The organism is Phycisphaerae bacterium, assembly GCA_012729815.1.
Taxonomy (GTDB): Bacteria; Planctomycetota; Phycisphaerae; order JAAYCJ01; family JAAYCJ01; genus JAAYCJ01.
In genome coordinates this window covers 32,883-47,686 of the sequence record JAAYCJ010000183.1, presented here as the reverse complement: position 1 = coordinate 47,686, position 14,804 = coordinate 32,883, and the positions used below count along the sequence as shown (strand labels likewise).

At 63.7% G+C, this 14,804-nt stretch carries 11 protein-coding genes; 8 read left to right on the top strand and 3 right to left on the bottom strand.

Annotated elements, in window-relative coordinates:
• Positions 1 to 114: 114 nt before the first annotated feature.
• Positions 115 to 2,526, top strand: a complete 2,412-nt coding sequence (locus GXY33_12530; GenBank protein NLX05957.1) for a DUF4091 domain-containing protein — start codon at positions 115 to 117, stop codon at positions 2,524 to 2,526.
• A 32-nt stretch (positions 2,527 to 2,558) separates the two neighbouring features.
• On the opposite strand, the gene GXY33_12525 is transcribed toward GXY33_12530, so the two are convergent.
• A complete protein-coding gene (locus tag GXY33_12525; GenBank protein NLX05956.1) occupies positions 2,559 to 4,208 on the bottom strand; it encodes a hypothetical protein in 1,650 nt (549 codons plus the stop codon).
• 166 nt (positions 4,209 to 4,374) lie between these two features.
• Here GXY33_12525 and GXY33_12520 point away from each other — a divergent pair, with 166 nt between their 5' ends.
• The 7 genes from GXY33_12520 (at position 4,375) to GXY33_12490 (ending at position 10,311) form a co-directional block, all read left to right on the top strand.
• Positions 4,375 to 4,935 (top strand): manganese efflux pump, encoded by a 561-nt coding sequence (locus GXY33_12520; protein NLX05955.1) that lies wholly within the window; start codon positions 4,375 to 4,377, stop codon positions 4,933 to 4,935.
• Positions 4,936 to 5,417: 482 nt separating this feature from the next.
• Positions 5,418 to 5,795: a response regulator transcription factor gene (locus GXY33_12515; protein NLX05954.1), complete on the top strand. Its 378-nt coding sequence runs from the start codon at positions 5,418 to 5,420 to the stop codon at positions 5,793 to 5,795.
• Between the two features lie 4 nt (positions 5,796 to 5,799).
• Positions 5,800 to 6,327: an NADH-quinone oxidoreductase subunit NuoE gene (nuoE, locus tag GXY33_12510; protein ID NLX05953.1), complete on the top strand. Its 528-nt coding sequence runs from the start codon at positions 5,800 to 5,802 to the stop codon at positions 6,325 to 6,327.
• A 1-nt stretch (position 6,328) separates the two neighbouring features.
• Positions 6,329 to 7,519 (top strand): dehydrogenase, encoded by a 1,191-nt coding sequence (locus GXY33_12505; protein ID NLX05952.1) that lies wholly within the window; start codon positions 6,329 to 6,331, stop codon positions 7,517 to 7,519.
• Positions 7,520 to 7,545: 26 nt separating this feature from the next.
• Positions 7,546 to 9,465 carry a 2Fe-2S iron-sulfur cluster binding domain-containing protein gene (locus tag GXY33_12500; protein NLX05951.1) on the top strand — a complete coding sequence of 640 codons (1,920 nt, stop codon included), beginning with the start codon at positions 7,546 to 7,548 and terminating at the stop codon, positions 9,463 to 9,465.
• Between the two features lie 248 nt (positions 9,466 to 9,713).
• Complete coding sequence (locus GXY33_12495) at positions 9,714 to 9,980, top strand: hypothetical protein (GenBank protein NLX05950.1); 267 nt, start codon at positions 9,714 to 9,716, stop codon at positions 9,978 to 9,980.
• On the top strand, positions 9,946 to 10,311 hold the full coding sequence (locus GXY33_12490) for a hypothetical protein (GenBank protein ID NLX05949.1): 366 nt from the start codon (positions 9,946 to 9,948) through the stop codon (positions 10,309 to 10,311). The genes GXY33_12495 and GXY33_12490 overlap by 35 nt, the downstream gene beginning before the upstream one ends.
• A 166-nt stretch (positions 10,312 to 10,477) precedes the next feature.
• On the opposite strand, the gene GXY33_12485 is transcribed toward GXY33_12490, so the two are convergent.
• Positions 10,478 to 12,496 (bottom strand): hypothetical protein, encoded by a 2,019-nt coding sequence (locus GXY33_12485; GenBank protein ID NLX05948.1) that lies wholly within the window; start codon positions 12,494 to 12,496, stop codon positions 10,478 to 10,480.
• A 17-nt stretch (positions 12,497 to 12,513) separates the two neighbouring features.
• Complete coding sequence (locus GXY33_12480; GenBank protein ID NLX05947.1) at positions 12,514 to 14,703, bottom strand: hypothetical protein; 2,190 nt, start codon at positions 14,701 to 14,703, stop codon at positions 12,514 to 12,516.
• Positions 14,704 to 14,804: the final 101 nt, after the last annotated feature.

Here is a 14,804-nt window from a genome sequence, read left to right as displayed (position 1 = left end):
GGAGATAATGGGATGAGACACTGCGCCTGTTGGGCGGTCGGGTTGTGGTTAATGTGGCTTCCCGCGGTAGCGCATGCGGAAGCGGAGTGCATTGAGGAGTTTGAGCAGTACGGCGTGACGAAGTCGTGGGCGCCGGATGCGGAGCGGGATGGCTGGTTTGAGGCGACCGCGGCGGCGACGGGGGGGTTCGGCATCGTTGAGTCGGGCGGGTCGAAGGTGTTGCGGGCGGACGATGCGGGCGGCGAGAGCATGTCGATTCAGTGGTCGCGGGTGATGTCGAAGGAGGCGGCGGCGGTCCAGCGGCTGAGCATCGATGTCCGCCTCGAGGAGACCGGCACGGTCGATAGTCCGTTCGCGATGGTCGAGTATCGGACGGAGCATCCGTGGTCGCCGCTGGGACGGGTGAGCTTGTCGTGCGACTATGGCCTGCCGGCGGTGGAGCTGTCGGTCAAGGAGACGCCGAAGCAGTACAAGACGGTTCCGCTGCCGGGCGGTTCGGCGTTGCGGGTGAGCGCGTGGTACACGGTGCAATTGGAGGTGGACCTGGCAGCGCGGCGGGTGCGGGCGCGGTATGGTCCGCGGGGCGGCGGGTTTTACGCATGGACGGAGTGGGAGAAGACGGATCATCGCGCTCCGTCGAGCGTGCGGTTGACGTCGCGTGGTGTGGTGGCGTACGACAATCTGGGGTTGGCGTCGCCGGTGGAGGATGAGGCGGTTGCGGCGTTGGCCGAGCCGGGCCCGACGATTGTGGGTCATCCGCTGCTGGCGTCGGAGGGACTGAGCATTTACCGGGTTTCGCCGCACTATAAGGTCTATCCGGAGGATCCGTTCGAGGTTGCGCCCGAGGCGATGCCGCGGCTGGAGTTGTGCCGCGGGGAGTACGAGCCGTTTCAGATTGCATTGCGGTCGGCTGAGGCGTTGGAGGATGTGACCGTCGAGGCGGAGGGTTTGCCGGAGGGCGTGACATTTCAGTGCCAGCCGGCGGAGCTGGTGGACATCAAACAGAGCAAGGTACGCACGGGCCTGACGCCGGACCCGCTCTTGAACGACCCTCGGATCGACGTGCCGGCTGAGCGGAACCGATCGTTCTGGTTGACGCTTCGGAGCGAGCGCGGCGCCGCGGCGGGCGATTTCGAGCTCGCCTGCCGGGTGCTGGCGGGATCGAAGGAGTTGGGTTCGTTTCGCCTGCCGGTTCGGGTTTGGGATTTTCCGATGCCGAAGCTTCCGCACCTGGCGTCGCTGGTGGAGTTTCGGCTCTGCAACGCGGCGAGCAGTTTCTACAAAGGGTTTTACGAGTGGCCGATCGAGCGGCAGATCCGGCTGATCCGGGCGCACTACCGGTGGTACCAGAAGCATCGGCTTCAGCCGGGCGTGGTGTGGCCGGAGGTCCGTGTCGAGCAGGACGCAAGCGGCGAGTGGGTGTTTGCGAATCGCGACGTGGTGGCGGAGTATTTTCCGCAGTTCTGGAAGGAATTTCCGGGCGTATTCCAGTTCATGTGGCTGAGGACGGGATTGGTCGGCTACGGGACGAACTTCCCGCAGATCGACACGGAGGAGGGTCAGAAGGAACTGGAGTATCAGCGGAACCTGTGGCGTTTGTTCCTGGAGTTGGCCGACGAGAAGGGCTGGCCGGTGCGCGAGCGGTACGTGTGGTACGCGGGCGACGAGCCGATCTGTCCGCACTACGAGACTCGCGAGGAGCCGATCCGGTCGCTGCGCGACTACGTGCGTGCGGTGCGGCCGGTGGTCGGGAACATGGCGGTGATGGCCAGCGCGTGGCCGTTCGACCGGACGCTGCTGTCGTCGGTGGACATCTGGACGATGCGGGCGTATTGCAGTCCGGACTTTCCGTTGGACCGGATGCCGGTGGCTGAGGCGCGATGTTACGGCAAGGCGCTGGGATTGACCCTCGACGGCAGTTTGAACCTGTGCATGGACCGCGAGGCGATCAATCATCGGCTCGACGCATGGCACACGTGGTACGACGATCTGCCGATGATGGAGTACTTCAGCAACCTGTGGTGGCAGTTCTGCGATCCGTGGAACCCGCCGGAGCAGTGGTACAGCGAGGGTTTCTGCGTTCCGGGCGACGGGAACATCATCTACCCGCCGAAGGACGGGATGCCGGAGGACCAGATCCTCACGAGCATTCGGGCGGAGAACCTGCGCGAGGGCATGGAGGATTACGAGTATCTGTGGCTGCTGCGGCACGCCTCGAAGGTGATCCGCAGCCGGTCGGACGCGCGGGCGGCAACGGAGAGCGACCTGTTGGAGCGGATCGACCGCGTGCTGTGGGATGCGCGGCAGTGGGTGTACCGCGGCGCTTCGCGCGGCAAGGACGACAAGTACATCCTGATGACGTACAACCTGCGGCCGGAGCGCATGCCGTGGCTGGCGTCGAAGCTGGATCGTCTGCGGAGCGAGATGGCGGCGACGCTGCAGGAGGCGTATCGCAAGGGATATCTCGAAGAGTCAACGATCGACCAAGGGCACAAACCGCCGCGGTACTGGACGAGCGCCGATTGAGCGCCGGTTATCGCGTCGAGGCGACGGCGTCGCTACCGGTTCACGTAGGCCGGGTCCGGGCGCAGGCCTTTCTGGGCGACTTCGGGCGAGACGTTGGCGGCGAAGTCTTTGAAGTTGGCCGCGAGTTCATCGACGGCTGCGGCATCGATAGCGAGGAACCCGACCGCGGTGGTGCCGAAGACCACGTTTCGGGGTAGGCGCCATAAGCCCACCAGCGTCCACTGCTCTGGTATCCGCGGCGCGACCTCATCCCATTCGACGCTGAGTATGGCGACTCGGACGCCTTGTTCGACGGCCCAGGCGTGGACGTCGGCGGCGGTGTAGCCGTCGGGTTTCTTTCGGAACGCCACCGGTTCGAGGCTGGCGAGGCCGAACATGTCGAGCACGCGGGCGTTGGTGTAGTGGCAGATCGCGCCGATGTCGTTGACCATCAGCAGTTGACCGTCGTAGTACCTTTCGACGAACCGGGCCATCGCGATGTGCTCGAGGCAGCGGTCGTGCATTGCCTGCGTGGTTTCCTTGAGGGCGAGCGCGCCGCGAAGCAGAAAGACGGCGAGGCCCAGTGTGATGACCGCGGTGGCGAACTTGTGCTGCCCGAGGATCCGGCGGTCGAGGCGCACGTCCTTGGTCGCGAGGTCCTCGAGCACGCAGACCGCGCCGGTCACGATGAAGAGGGCGAGCAGGTAGGCTTCGTAGCGGTAAAACCAGCCGACCTTGGCGAACTGGATCTGCAGGAGCGCGGCGGTGGCGAAGATGACGATCATCAGCGTGTGGCGTCGCCAGAGGCCGTCGGCCCGCGACGAACGGAAGAGGGCGACCAGGCCGATCATGGCGATCAGCGTGACCACGCGCGGGATTTTCAGGGTCGAGTCGTCGCTGCCGTGCAAAAGGAAGTGTAGCGCGCCGGAGGGTGTGAAGAGGTCAGGAGTCTGGCCCTTGAGGATGATCGAATTGGGAAAGAAGTGCCAGCCGTGGGCGAGCGAGATCAGGCCATAGGCGACGATCGGCGCAGCGGCGGCTGCGGCTACGACGATTGAGAGCAACACCCGTCCTCGCAGCAGCGCCAGCAGGCAGACGATGCCGAGCAGGAACATGCCCTCGTATCGCACGGTTATGACCAGGGCAGCCAGGATCGCCAGGGCCAGTTCACCCCGGCCGAACCGGCGGGAGGCACCGGTCTTTTCTCGCGAGAGCAATTCGGCGGCCAGGTAGGCGAAGGCCACATTGATCAGCACCTGCACCGTGTGCTCCATGCCGGCGAAGATCAGGGTCGGCAGCGGAATCAGGAAGACCACCACCAGCAGGACGGCGAAGATCGCCCGGCGATTAGCGGTGTGGCGAAGCAGGATGGCGTAGGTCAGGATCAGCACGGCCACCGCGGCCAGTGCGTTGAGCACCAGCGGGGCGGCTTCGATCACGCCGAACAGATAGAACGTACCGGCCAGCATGAGCGTCCAGAGCGGTGATGAACTGGCGGAGGAAAAGCCATAGCGCGTCACGCCCCAGACGCTGTGCTCGGCGAAGTTGGCGGCCATCGCGGTGTGGATGTAGGCGTCGTCGAGGGCGTAGACCAAGCGGCCGTCATTCTGGGCGAGGGAGGTCAGATAAAAAGCCGTCACCGTCGCCAGCAGGACGGCTGCGGCAACGATGGGCGGCCAGTGCTTTTTCGCCAGCTCAGTCATGGGCGCAGCTCCAGTCCATCTGAGATTCATCGGATCACGGCTGGCTCATATTGAGCTGATTAGCCATCCGTTGCGGCGTGGGCGGGCAATACGGTTGAGGCGCGGCGCGTGGGTCGCTAAGATCGGCTTGGTTGTCGGATTTGGCTGCGGCAGGAATGGAGAACCGGTGTCGTACTTTACGATTGTGATTGTCGCCCTGGGTCTGAGCATGGACACGCTGGCCATTGCGGCGGCGGTGGGGATGGGGTATCAGCCGATTACGTTTCGGACGGTATTTCGCATCGGCTGGCATTTCACGCTGTTTCAGGTCGGTCTCCTGGTTTTGGGATACGAGGCCGGGGCGTTTATCAACCAGTACCTGTCGGCTTACGACCATTGGCTGGCGGCGGGGTTGCTGTGGGCGATCGGCGGGCACATGCTGTGGGAGTGGTACGAGGGCAAACTTCCGACGTACAGTTCGGATCCGTCGCGGGGGTTAAGTCTGGTTGTCTTGTCGGTGGCGACGAGCATCGACGCTTTGGCGGTCGGCGGGTCGCTGGGGTTGACGGGCCAGCCGATCGGGTTGGCGGCGGTGGTTCTGGCGGTGATGACGGCTGGGCTGGCGGTCGTGGGGTTGGAGTTCGGCCGCCGGCTTGGTGGGATTCTTGGGCGATGGGCGCTGCTGGCGGGCGGGGTGGCCCTGACGGGGCTTGGGGTCAAGACGCTGGTCAATCACCTGGCGGGCTAGGCTGCTGGCGTTGGTGTGGTTCTACCGGCCTTCGGAGGGGACTTGAAGTGGTCCCAAGGGGTGGTTTATGTCAGGTTGGGCCGTTCAAAGGGGAGACTGCCGTCATGGGGCAGTGAAAGTGAATATAAGTAACATTTAATTCCGCTGGCGTTTGGTGGCGTTTGGGGTTTTCTCACCTCTTGCACGATCATTGTTCGTATGAAATTGTTGCGTTCTTCCAAATGCAAGGATAGCATAGGTTTTCGTGAGACGCCAATCCTATCGACCGGGGTGTTTTTTGAGGAATTCGGGGAGAAAAGGGGTTGAAAAATACGGGCGAGGGGCTAGAATTAAGGGTGTAGTTGTGAATTTTTTCACAGCGAATGCCTGAGCGTTGAGTATAACTGAACGGTGTTTTCTATTATAACACTTAACAATCCGGTCTTCTGATCGCCTGTGTGGCGATTTTAGTTTATAGACTATAAGTTCGAAAGGAGACGTGGATGGCCAGGATACTCATCATTGACGATGATCCGGACGTGGTGGAGGCGAGCCGGATCCCTCTGGAGCGAGCGGGTCACCAGATTTCATCGGCGGGCAGCCGGCAGGAGGGGATGTCGGCGATTTCGAAGCAGAATCCCGATTTGTTGATTTTGGACGTGATGATGGACCGTCCGGACGACGGGGTGGCGATGGCCCAGGAGTTGCGTCGCAGCGGTTTTTCCGCTCCCATCCTGATGTTGACGAACCTCTCGCACGTGACGGGCATGGACTTCGGGAAGGACGAGGACGTGGTTCCGGTGGATGAATTCCTGGCCAAGCCGTTGGATCCGTCCACGCTGGTTTCGAAGGTCGACGAACTACTGAAGAAGGAGGGCTAACGGCATGCTGGTGACGGAACAGGAACGGATGAAACAGGACATCCAGGAATGGGTGTCGCAGTACGGCAGCGGGCGGGACGCCCTGATGCCGATTTTGCAGAATGTTCAGAAGAAGTACCGCTGCGTGTCGGACTTTGCGATGCAGCAGGTCGCGGACATGCTGGGCATCCACCCGGTGGAGGTCTACGGGGTGGTGACGTTCTACAGCTTCTTGGACACCAAGCCGCAGGGGCGGTTCGTGATCCGGCTGTGCCAGACGATTGCGTGCGACATGGCGGGCAAGGGGCGGGTGGCCCAGCAGTTGCGGAACGACCTGGAGATTGACTTCGGCCAGACGACCAGGGACGGGATGTTTACCTTGGAGTGGGCCAACTGCCTGGGCATGTGCGACCAGGGGCCGGCGATGCTGGTCAACGACGAGGTGCACACGAAGGTGACGCCGGAGAAGGTGCACGCGATCATCGAGGCGTGCCGCCGAACGGTGACGCAGTACGCGGGCGCGGCGTCGGCTTCGCATAAGGAGGGCCACTAGCATGGTGCAGACAACGACGGGCAAGTTGACGTACGACACGGTGGCGGCGGATGCGGGCCTCAAGGCTGCGCTGGGCCGGAGCCGTGCGGACGTGATCGGGACGCTGGACGCATCGGGCCTTCGCGGCCGTGGCGGGGCGGGGTTTCCGACGAGCGTGAAGTGGAACTTCGCGGCGGCGGCCCGGAGCGGTGAGAAGTACGTGGTGTGCAACGCGGACGAGGGCGAGCCGGGGACGTTCAAGGACCGGGTGATTCTCTCTGACTATGCGGATCTGGTGTTTGAAGGGATGACGATCGGCGGGTATGCGATCGGGGCCCGCCGCGGCGTGCTCTACCTTCGGGCCGAGTACACGTATCTGCGGGAGGGCCTGGAGGCGTGTCTGGCCAAGCGCCGCAAGGAGGGCACACTCGGCCACAACGTGATGGGCAAGGAAGGGTTCGACTTCGACGTCGAGATCCGGATGGGCTCGGGGGCGTACGTGTGCGGCGAAGAGACGGCGCTGATCGAGTCGATGGAAGGCAATCGCGGCGAGCCGCGTAACCGTCCGCCGTTCCCGGTGGACACCGGTTTTGAGGGACGTCCGACGATCGTCAACAACGTCGAGACGTTCGCGTGGGTGGCGTGCATTCTGGGCAAGGGCCCGGAGTGGTTCAAGGGCATCGGGACGGCCAAGTCGTCGGGTTTGAAGCTGTTCAGCGTGTCGGGCGACTGCGCGAAACCCGGCGTGTACGAGTTTCCGATGGGCATCACGGTCTCACAATTGCTCAAGGAGGTGGGCGGCGAAGGGGCCAAGGCGGTGCAGATCGGCGGGGCGTCGGGCCATTGCGTGCCGGCTTCGCAGTTCGAACGGACGATCGCGTTCGAGGACATTCCGACCGGCGGTTCGATCATCGTATTCGGTCCGGAGCGGGACATGCTGAAGGTGGCCCGGAACTTCCTGGAGTTCTTCGTGGACGAGTCGTGCGGGCAGTGCACGCCGTGCCGCGAAGGCAACGCGAAGCTGCTGGAGGGCGTGGAGCTGCTGGAGGGCGGGCGGTGCTCGACGCGTTACCTGCGCGAGCTGTGCTCGCTGGGCGAGACGATGCAGGTGGCGAGCAAGTGCGGCCTGGGCCAGTCGAGCGCGAACGCGTTTCTTTCGATCGTGGCGAATTTCCGGGACGAGATCATGGGCCGGACGAACGGGTCCAACTGACATTTTCAACCGCAAGGAGTTGACGCATGGCAGAGAAAACCGCGGAAACACGAGCTCCGGTCAGCCAGCGGCCGGGTCCGTCGGCGAAGGCCAAGGACCCCGGCGCGATCGGCGGCCAGGTATCGGTGACGATAGACGGCAACGAGATCAAGGTCCCGCTGGGCACGACGATTCTGGAGGCGGCGGAGCAGTTGGGCATCCGCATTCCGACGTTGTGCCATCACGAGGACCTGTGCATCGCGGGCGTGTGCCGGGTGTGCGTGGTGGAGATCGAGGGCCAGCGGACGCTTCAGGCGTCGTGCGCGTATCCGATCACCTCGCCGCTGAAGGTGCGGACGCACAGTCCGAAGGTGCGGCGGGCGCGTCGGCACGTGGTGGACCTGCTGCTTTCGAAGCATTACGGGCAGTGCTATACGTGCCTGCGCAACAACAACTGCGAGCTGCAGGCGCTGGCGAAGGAGTACGGGGTCGATACGTTCCGGTTTGGCCAGATGGCGAAGCCGGAGCACGAGGTGGACCGGTCGAGCTACGCGGTGGTCCGCGACATGAACAAGTGCGTGATGTGCCGGCGGTGCGTGCGGACGTGCATCGATCTCCAGGAAGTCGGCGTGCTGGACGTGACGCAGCGCGGTTCGCACGCGACGGTGAGCACGTTCATGGACAAGCCCCTGGGCGAGGTGGTCTGCATCAACTGCGGACAGTGCATCAACCGCTGTCCGACCGGGGCGTTGCGGGCCAACGACCCGACCGACGAGGTCTGGGCGGCGATCGACGACCCGGAGAAGCACGTGGTGATTCAGACCGCTCCGTCGCCGCGGGCGGCGATCGGCGAGTGCTTCGGGCTCGAACCGGGCACGGCGGTGACGTTCGAGCTGAACACGGCGCTTCGCCGCTGCGGGTTCGACAAGGTGTTCGACACGAACTTCACAGCGGACCTGACGATCATCGAGGAAGGCACGGAGTTGCTGATCCGGCTGAAGAAGGCGCTGGTGGACAAGGACAGTTCGGTGGCGCTGCCGCAGTTTACGAGCTGTTCGCCCGGCTGGGTCAAGTACATCGAGCACTTCTATCCGGAGATGCTGGCACACGTCTCGTCGGCCAAGAGCCCGCAGCAGATGTTCGGGGCGCTGATCAAGACGTTCTACGCCCAGGAGAAGGGGATCGATCCGAAGAACATCGTGAGCGTGGCCCTGATGCCGTGCTCGGCGAAGAAGTTCGAGTGCAACCGGCCGGAGATGACGGACAGCGGCTATAAGGACGTGGACTACGGCCTGACCAGCCGCGAACTGGCCCAGATGATCAGCGAGGCGGGGATCGACCTGCCCGCGATGCCCAAGAGCGACTTCGACGATCCGTTCGGGTCGGCGACGGGTTCGGGCGTGATTTTCGGAGCGTCCGGCGGCGTGATGGAGGCGGCGATCCGGACGGTGGTCGAGCTGGTCTGCGGCGTGAAGATCGAGAACCTTTTCGATCACGCCAACGTCATTCCAGTGCGCGGGTTTGAGGGCGTCAAGTACGCTGAGCTGCCGATCACCGCGGTCGGGCCAGTGCCGGAGATTCTCAAGGGCTTGGTCGACAGTTGGGACTGGCTCAAGGGCGCCACGCTGAAGGTGGGCATCTGCCACGGGACCGCGAACGCCAAGAAGGTGCTCGAGGACATCAAGGCGGGCGGCAAGTTCAGCGAGTGCCACTTCATCGAGTTCATGGCCTGTCCGGGCGGGTGCCTGGGCGGCGGCGGTCAGCCGATCCCAACGAGCCCGGCGATCCGGGCGGCGCGGGCCAAGGCGATCTACGCCGAGGACGCCGCGTACAAGGTGCGCAAGTCGCACGAGAACCCCGCCGTGCTGATGATGTACCAGAAGTTCCTCAAGGACGGCCCGTGCGGGCACCTGAGCCACAAGCTGCTGCACACCGGCTACACGCCGCGCGGCAAGTACATCGCCTGACGGCGGGCTTACAATCGAGTGTTGAGTATCCATCCACGGCCCCGGACCGGGAAACGATTTCCGGTCCGGGGCAATTGTTTGGGGGGCGGATCGGATGCGACACGTTAACTTAATTTTCAAGACCTGACCCCAAATTCGCCGAAACGGCGGTCGCAGCGGAACGGGATGAACGGTACAATGGCGGCGGCGTCTCCGGCCGGCGCGGCCGGGCGGAGTTGTGCGAAGGACTTTTCAGGCAAGGGTGGAATATGAACGTCAGAAACCACTTGATCTTCGGAGTTCACATCACCGAGCGGATCCGGCACGTCCCGACGGTTCAGCAGTTGCTGAGCGAGTACGGCTGTTACATCAAGACCCGCCTGGGTTTGCACGAGGTGGACCAGAACTCCTGCTCGCCGAACGGGTTGCTGGTGCTGGAGATGTTCGGCGACGAGGCGAAGTGCCAGGAGCTTTTCGAGAAGCTCAACGCCGTCGAAGGGGTTGAGGTCAAGAAGATCGTGTTCGGGCATCCGTGATCCTGGCATTCCGGATCCGTCGGGCATCATCGCCCGGAGCGAGACTCTCTGCAGCCCCTGGCTGTACGACTTCGTCACGTTTCCAGCCGATCTGGACACCGATGGCGACGGCTATCCCGACAGCAGCGCGTACGTAAACGCCGCCGTCCCGGAAGTCGAGTCGTACAACGGCGTCGGCGCCCGCCACCACCGCCAAGCCAACGTTACCTTCGTCGACGGCCACACCGAACCCATGCACATCCGCGACCTGGCTGCTAATCATCGCGATATCTGGGGAAGGAACCTCTACGACGACGGCCCGAATGACTTCTGGGTCGCCGGCTCCCCGTAAGAATGCTACGGCGCGTTCTCGAAGTCCCTTCATCGTGCTCGAGGGGTGGGACGCTAACGCTTCAGGTCAGCAGGCAGAGAAGTCGGACGATTAACTAAACTTTCAAGACCTGACCCCATGGGGTCAGGTCTTGAAAGTTTAGTTAGCGAGCAAAAGCGATTACTGCTTATAGCAGCAAAACCATGTGCCAGGGCGCGAGGCGCGGGATGGTGAGGCGGCGGTATGGGCCGGTGGCGGGTTCAGTGACGAGCGATTGCTCACGGTTGGACATATCCACAGCGGCGATCTTCGTATCCTGCGTCTGTAACAGGAGTTGGATGTTTTCGGCGGGGTCGAGGCTGGCGTTGATCAGGGCAGTGGCGATCCGGCCGTCGGCGGTGCGGCGGGTCCAGAGGTTGATCTTGTGGTAGCTTTGGACCAGGGCGGGCAGCGCGTCCTTCGAGAGCCAGCGGACAAGTGTCTTGATCTGCGTGGCCTTCGAAAGATTCTGGAGGTGCTGCCAAGGGTAATAGCCGGCGACGACGACGCGGCCGCCGAGGCGATTTTCAAAGACGCCGGCAGCGCAACCGGCCAGCGGGCGGGCGGCGTAGTCGATGAGGCGCGAGAGGGTTTGGGCGTTCGCATCGGTCGGCTCCAGGGCGTAAGCGATGCCGGGATGAAAGGACTGTCGTCCGTCGCGGCATCGTCCGGCAAAGGGCGCGTTGAGTGTGTGGTCGGCAAGCTGCTCGATGGCGTCGCGGTCGAAGGAACCCTTGACGGCAAAACCGGTCAATTCGCCGAAGCCGAGGCGATTGAGATTCTCCAAGGCGGGACCGTCGAGCATGACGCCACCGGATAATAGCTTCTCGAGTTGGCCGTGCGAGAAGGCGTACGGCTGGGTGCCGGAAAGGAGCGTGACGCAGGCGCCGTCGGGCGCGTAGGCGGCGGGAATGCCGAGTTCGAAAAACTCGTTCTGGCCCAGACCCAGCCAGGCGAGCGGATCATCCGGGTGAAACCAGTCGCCGGAGTCGAGATTCGTGCAGGCGGCGGTGTCCTTATTCCAGCCGGTGCGGACGCCGAGGCACGCGGACCGCTGGAAGGCGACGGCGAGGCGGTCGAAGAAAGGCCGATGGCGCAACAGCGTCGCGACCAGCGGATGGTACTCGTCGAGCGGTTCGTCGTACATCGACAGGACGTTGAACGCAGCGCCGGTGCATCCAGCGGCGATATGCGAGGCGGCTTCGAGGGCGGTGACGTGCTCGGCTTTGCGGAGCCGCTGGTAGGGGAAGTTCTCGATCTCGGACTGGATGCGGACGACGGTCGGCGGCAGGAACGCGCACTGGCGGCCGGCTGCATGAGACTTATCGACGAGGCCGGACATGCACTCATCGCGATAGAAGCCGCCGCCGGGCCGCCAGAGGACCTCGGCCCGCTCGGGCCCAGCCAGCGTGTCGGTCCAGCCGTCGAAGTCGTAGCCTTCCCAGAAACGGTCGCCGGTCATGAAGCCAAGCGGCAGGCCGGGCTTGACCGCGTGGACGGTCTGCTCGATCAGTGCGAAGAGCTCGTGGATGATGCGGCGCTGGTGGACGAGCCACTGTTGGCGGAGTTGGAGTTTGTCGGCGAGCGGGGCGTCGTTGATGGCCTGCTTGAGCGACTCGCGGGTGAAGGCCTGTCCGATTTCGCGGCTGAAGCGTTCGATGCAGGCGTCGCAGAAGCAGGTGTAGAGGATCGGCAGGTGGCCGAACTGGCGGACGTCGTCGTCGATCCAGATGTAGTCCGGCTCAGCGGCGGCGAGGGCCTGGTAGACGGGCACGACGTAGTCGCGTCGGAAGGGCTCATCGCTCGGGCAGAACGAGCCGAGACTGGCGCGGCCGTCGATATCGGTGGCCCGCGGGTAGTCGGCTTGGAGAGAGTTGGGCAGGTTTTCCTCGTGGTGCCCGATGGTCGCGAGGATGTTGATGCCGGATCGGCAGCCGAGCGTCCGCGCGTCGACCATGCGCCTAACGAGCAGTTCGGAGCGCCGGCGGATCACCTCCAGCGGCAGCGGCGGGTGCGTCTCGGAGGTAAAGAAGGTGATCTCATCGGTGACGCCGCGGTACTTGCGGAACAGTTCGAGCAACTCGCGGAAGCGCGGCTCGGGCATCCAGAGCGGCGTGCCGATGCGGAAGCTGATCGAGGCTTGGGCGATGTTGGTGTCGGCGGTCATGATCGAGTCCTTTGGTTTTAGATGATGCATTCGACGGTGTGGGTCTGGTTGTCGCGCGGGACGGCGGCGCCTTGCCGGCCGTCGACGAGGATTCTCGTCCAGCCGCGTTGAACGCGGATGTTGACGGTAGTCTCGGCAATGCGGAGGCCGTCGACGGCGAAGTCGATGGTCCTGAACGGGGCGAAGTGCAAATGCTCGAAGTCCATCGACAGACCGAGGATGCGGACGAGGTATTCCCACGCGCACTTGTAGCGAGGGTACGGCGGGAAGCGCGGGGTGTCCTTGCCGGGCTCTTCGGGAAGCGTTCGGGTGTTCAGGTCGTCGTCGATGGACTGGTTGTATTCGCCGACGGCCAGGTGATTGTTGTGCAGGCTGGCCTCGAAGGAGTTGAAGACGTCGAGCGATTCGGCTTCGCGGCCGACGTGCCCGAGCAGCGAACCGAGATCGAGCTGAGCGCAGATCCAGCAGACGTAGGCGTGGTAACCGGCGGTTTCGGCGTCGAAGCCGGTGGTATCGCGCCGCCGCCCTGGCAGCAGACCGTTGACCCAGCCGCGGAAACCGGCCTTCGGATCCTCAATGAGATTGTGGCGATAGAGGGTCAGCAGGGCTTGTTCGACCTTCTCGCGCGGCAGCAGGTCGGGCACATTCGCGTCGATCAGCACGGCCCACCGGCCGAATAGCTGATCGGTGAACAGCGAATCGGGCGTGCTGAGTCGGCTGGCGTCCGGTGTGCGGTGGAAGCAGTTCCAGTAGCCGCCGCTGGCGTTCCAGAGAAGCTCATCGAAGTTCTTGGCGGCGGCCTCGATGAAATCGCCGACGGGTTGGCCGTCAAGCTGCGGCGACCGGCCGAGGCGCTGGGCCATGCAGGCGAGGCCGCCAAGGCCGTAGAGCCACGGCAGGTTGACGTAGGCGCTGATGCCGGGCATCTTCCAGACGTCGTAGCTCTGGTTACCGTGGGTCGAGACGAGCAGACGCCGGTGATTGCCGGTGCGATAGACGCACTCGGCGGCGTTGACGGCGTGCGGAAAGGCTTTGGCCATCCACGGCTGATCGTTGAACCACAGCGCGTCGCGCCACACGCGGACCAGGAAGGTCGGCTCCTCGACGTAGTGGGCCGGATCGTCCCACAGCGAGTGCCAGACGTAGCCTTTGCGCTCGCCCTCGGTGGGAATGGCGGAGAGGAACTGGTCCATCTCCATGCGTTCGATTTGCGGCCAGTTGATCATGTAGAGCCACGAGCTGTAGACGTTGACGTCCATGGTGCAGACGTGGCGGTGCGGCGTTTCGACTTCGTAGAAGTACGGATCGTCGCTGAGCATGGTCGATGTCATCACCGACGCCAGCGAGGCGAGCCAGACTCGCTTGAACGGGGCCGGCACGCGGTAGCTTTGATGCCAGCGGTCGATGGCGGCTGACCAATCGTCGGCGCAGTTCACAGCCCGTTCGATGACCGCAGCGGCGTCGGCGAACGCGCGGGTGTAATAGCGGCGGTGGATCGCCGCGGCGTTGGGTGAGTTGGTCTTGAAGTGCGGGTAGTGCCACGCGACCACGAAGCGGACAGTCTGCGATTCGCCAGGCTGAAGCTCGACCTCACGGCCGACGGTGGGATAATCGACCAAGCCGCCGACACAGGCCAAGGCGATCTGGCCGTGCGGGTCGTGGTAGAGCAGATGACCCTCGCGCGGAAAGACGCGGCGGCGATGGCGAAGGTCGAGGCGAATCCGCCGCGGCCGCTCAGCCCGGTTGGTCAGAACAAAGTCGAAGACCTGCACCGGAATGCTGGAATTGTCCAGGTCGTGCGGGATCATCGGCGAGAACGCGGTCAGGGCGATCTCGAGTTGCAGATCGGACTGCTCGAACAGGAAAAGCCCCTTGGGCAACAGGGCGAAGGCCCGGACGCGGTCGAACGGCTTGGCGCTGGTCAGCCACGGCAGCGGCGTCTGCTGGAGGACGTAGCGGCGGTCCTGCTCGGTCAGGCAGAAGGCCAGGTCCGGCGTCTCGTGCGGGTCGCCCGCGTAATCCCACTCGTGGCGCGGGTTGAGGTTGTAGTCGGCTGAGCCGTAGTCCGGCGTCGAATCGAAATTCTGCCGGATGTAACCGTATTGGCCGAATACGCTGTAACCGGTCCCGATCCCGCCAAACGGAATCCCCCAACCGTGCGAGACCTCCACGCATCCGTCATCGCGAACGATCGATTGTGCTGTCATGGAACGCCTTTCGCTCTGTCCCGAGTTTCCAGGAATATAGCGGGTCAAGCTGGAAGGAGGAAGAAGGAATTTGGCGGTCGGAACTCAGAATACAGGCAGAG

Bases quoted from the DNA above. Each gene is read 5' to 3' on its own strand.
- GXY33_12525 (NLX05956.1), bottom strand. From the start codon at position 4,208: ATGACTGAGCTGGCGAAAAAGCACTGGCCGCCCATCGTTGCCGCAGCC.
- GXY33_12515 (NLX05954.1), top strand. From the start codon at position 5,418: ATGGCCAGGATACTCATCATTGACGATGATCCGGACGTGGTGGAGGCG.
- nuoE (NLX05953.1), top strand. From the start codon at position 5,800: ATGCTGGTGACGGAACAGGAACGGATGAAACAGGACATCCAGGAATGG.
- GXY33_12505 (NLX05952.1), top strand. From the start codon at position 6,329: ATGGTGCAGACAACGACGGGCAAGTTGACGTACGACACGGTGGCGGCG.
- GXY33_12500 (NLX05951.1), top strand. From the start codon at position 7,546: ATGGCAGAGAAAACCGCGGAAACACGAGCTCCGGTCAGCCAGCGGCCG.
- GXY33_12495 (NLX05950.1), top strand. From the start codon at position 9,714: ATGAACGTCAGAAACCACTTGATCTTCGGAGTTCACATCACCGAGCGG.
- GXY33_12485 (NLX05948.1), bottom strand. From the start codon at position 12,496: ATGACCGCCGACACCAACATCGCCCAAGCCTCGATCAGCTTCCGCATC.
- GXY33_12480 (NLX05947.1), bottom strand. From the start codon at position 14,703: ATGACAGCACAATCGATCGTTCGCGATGACGGATGCGTGGAGGTCTCG.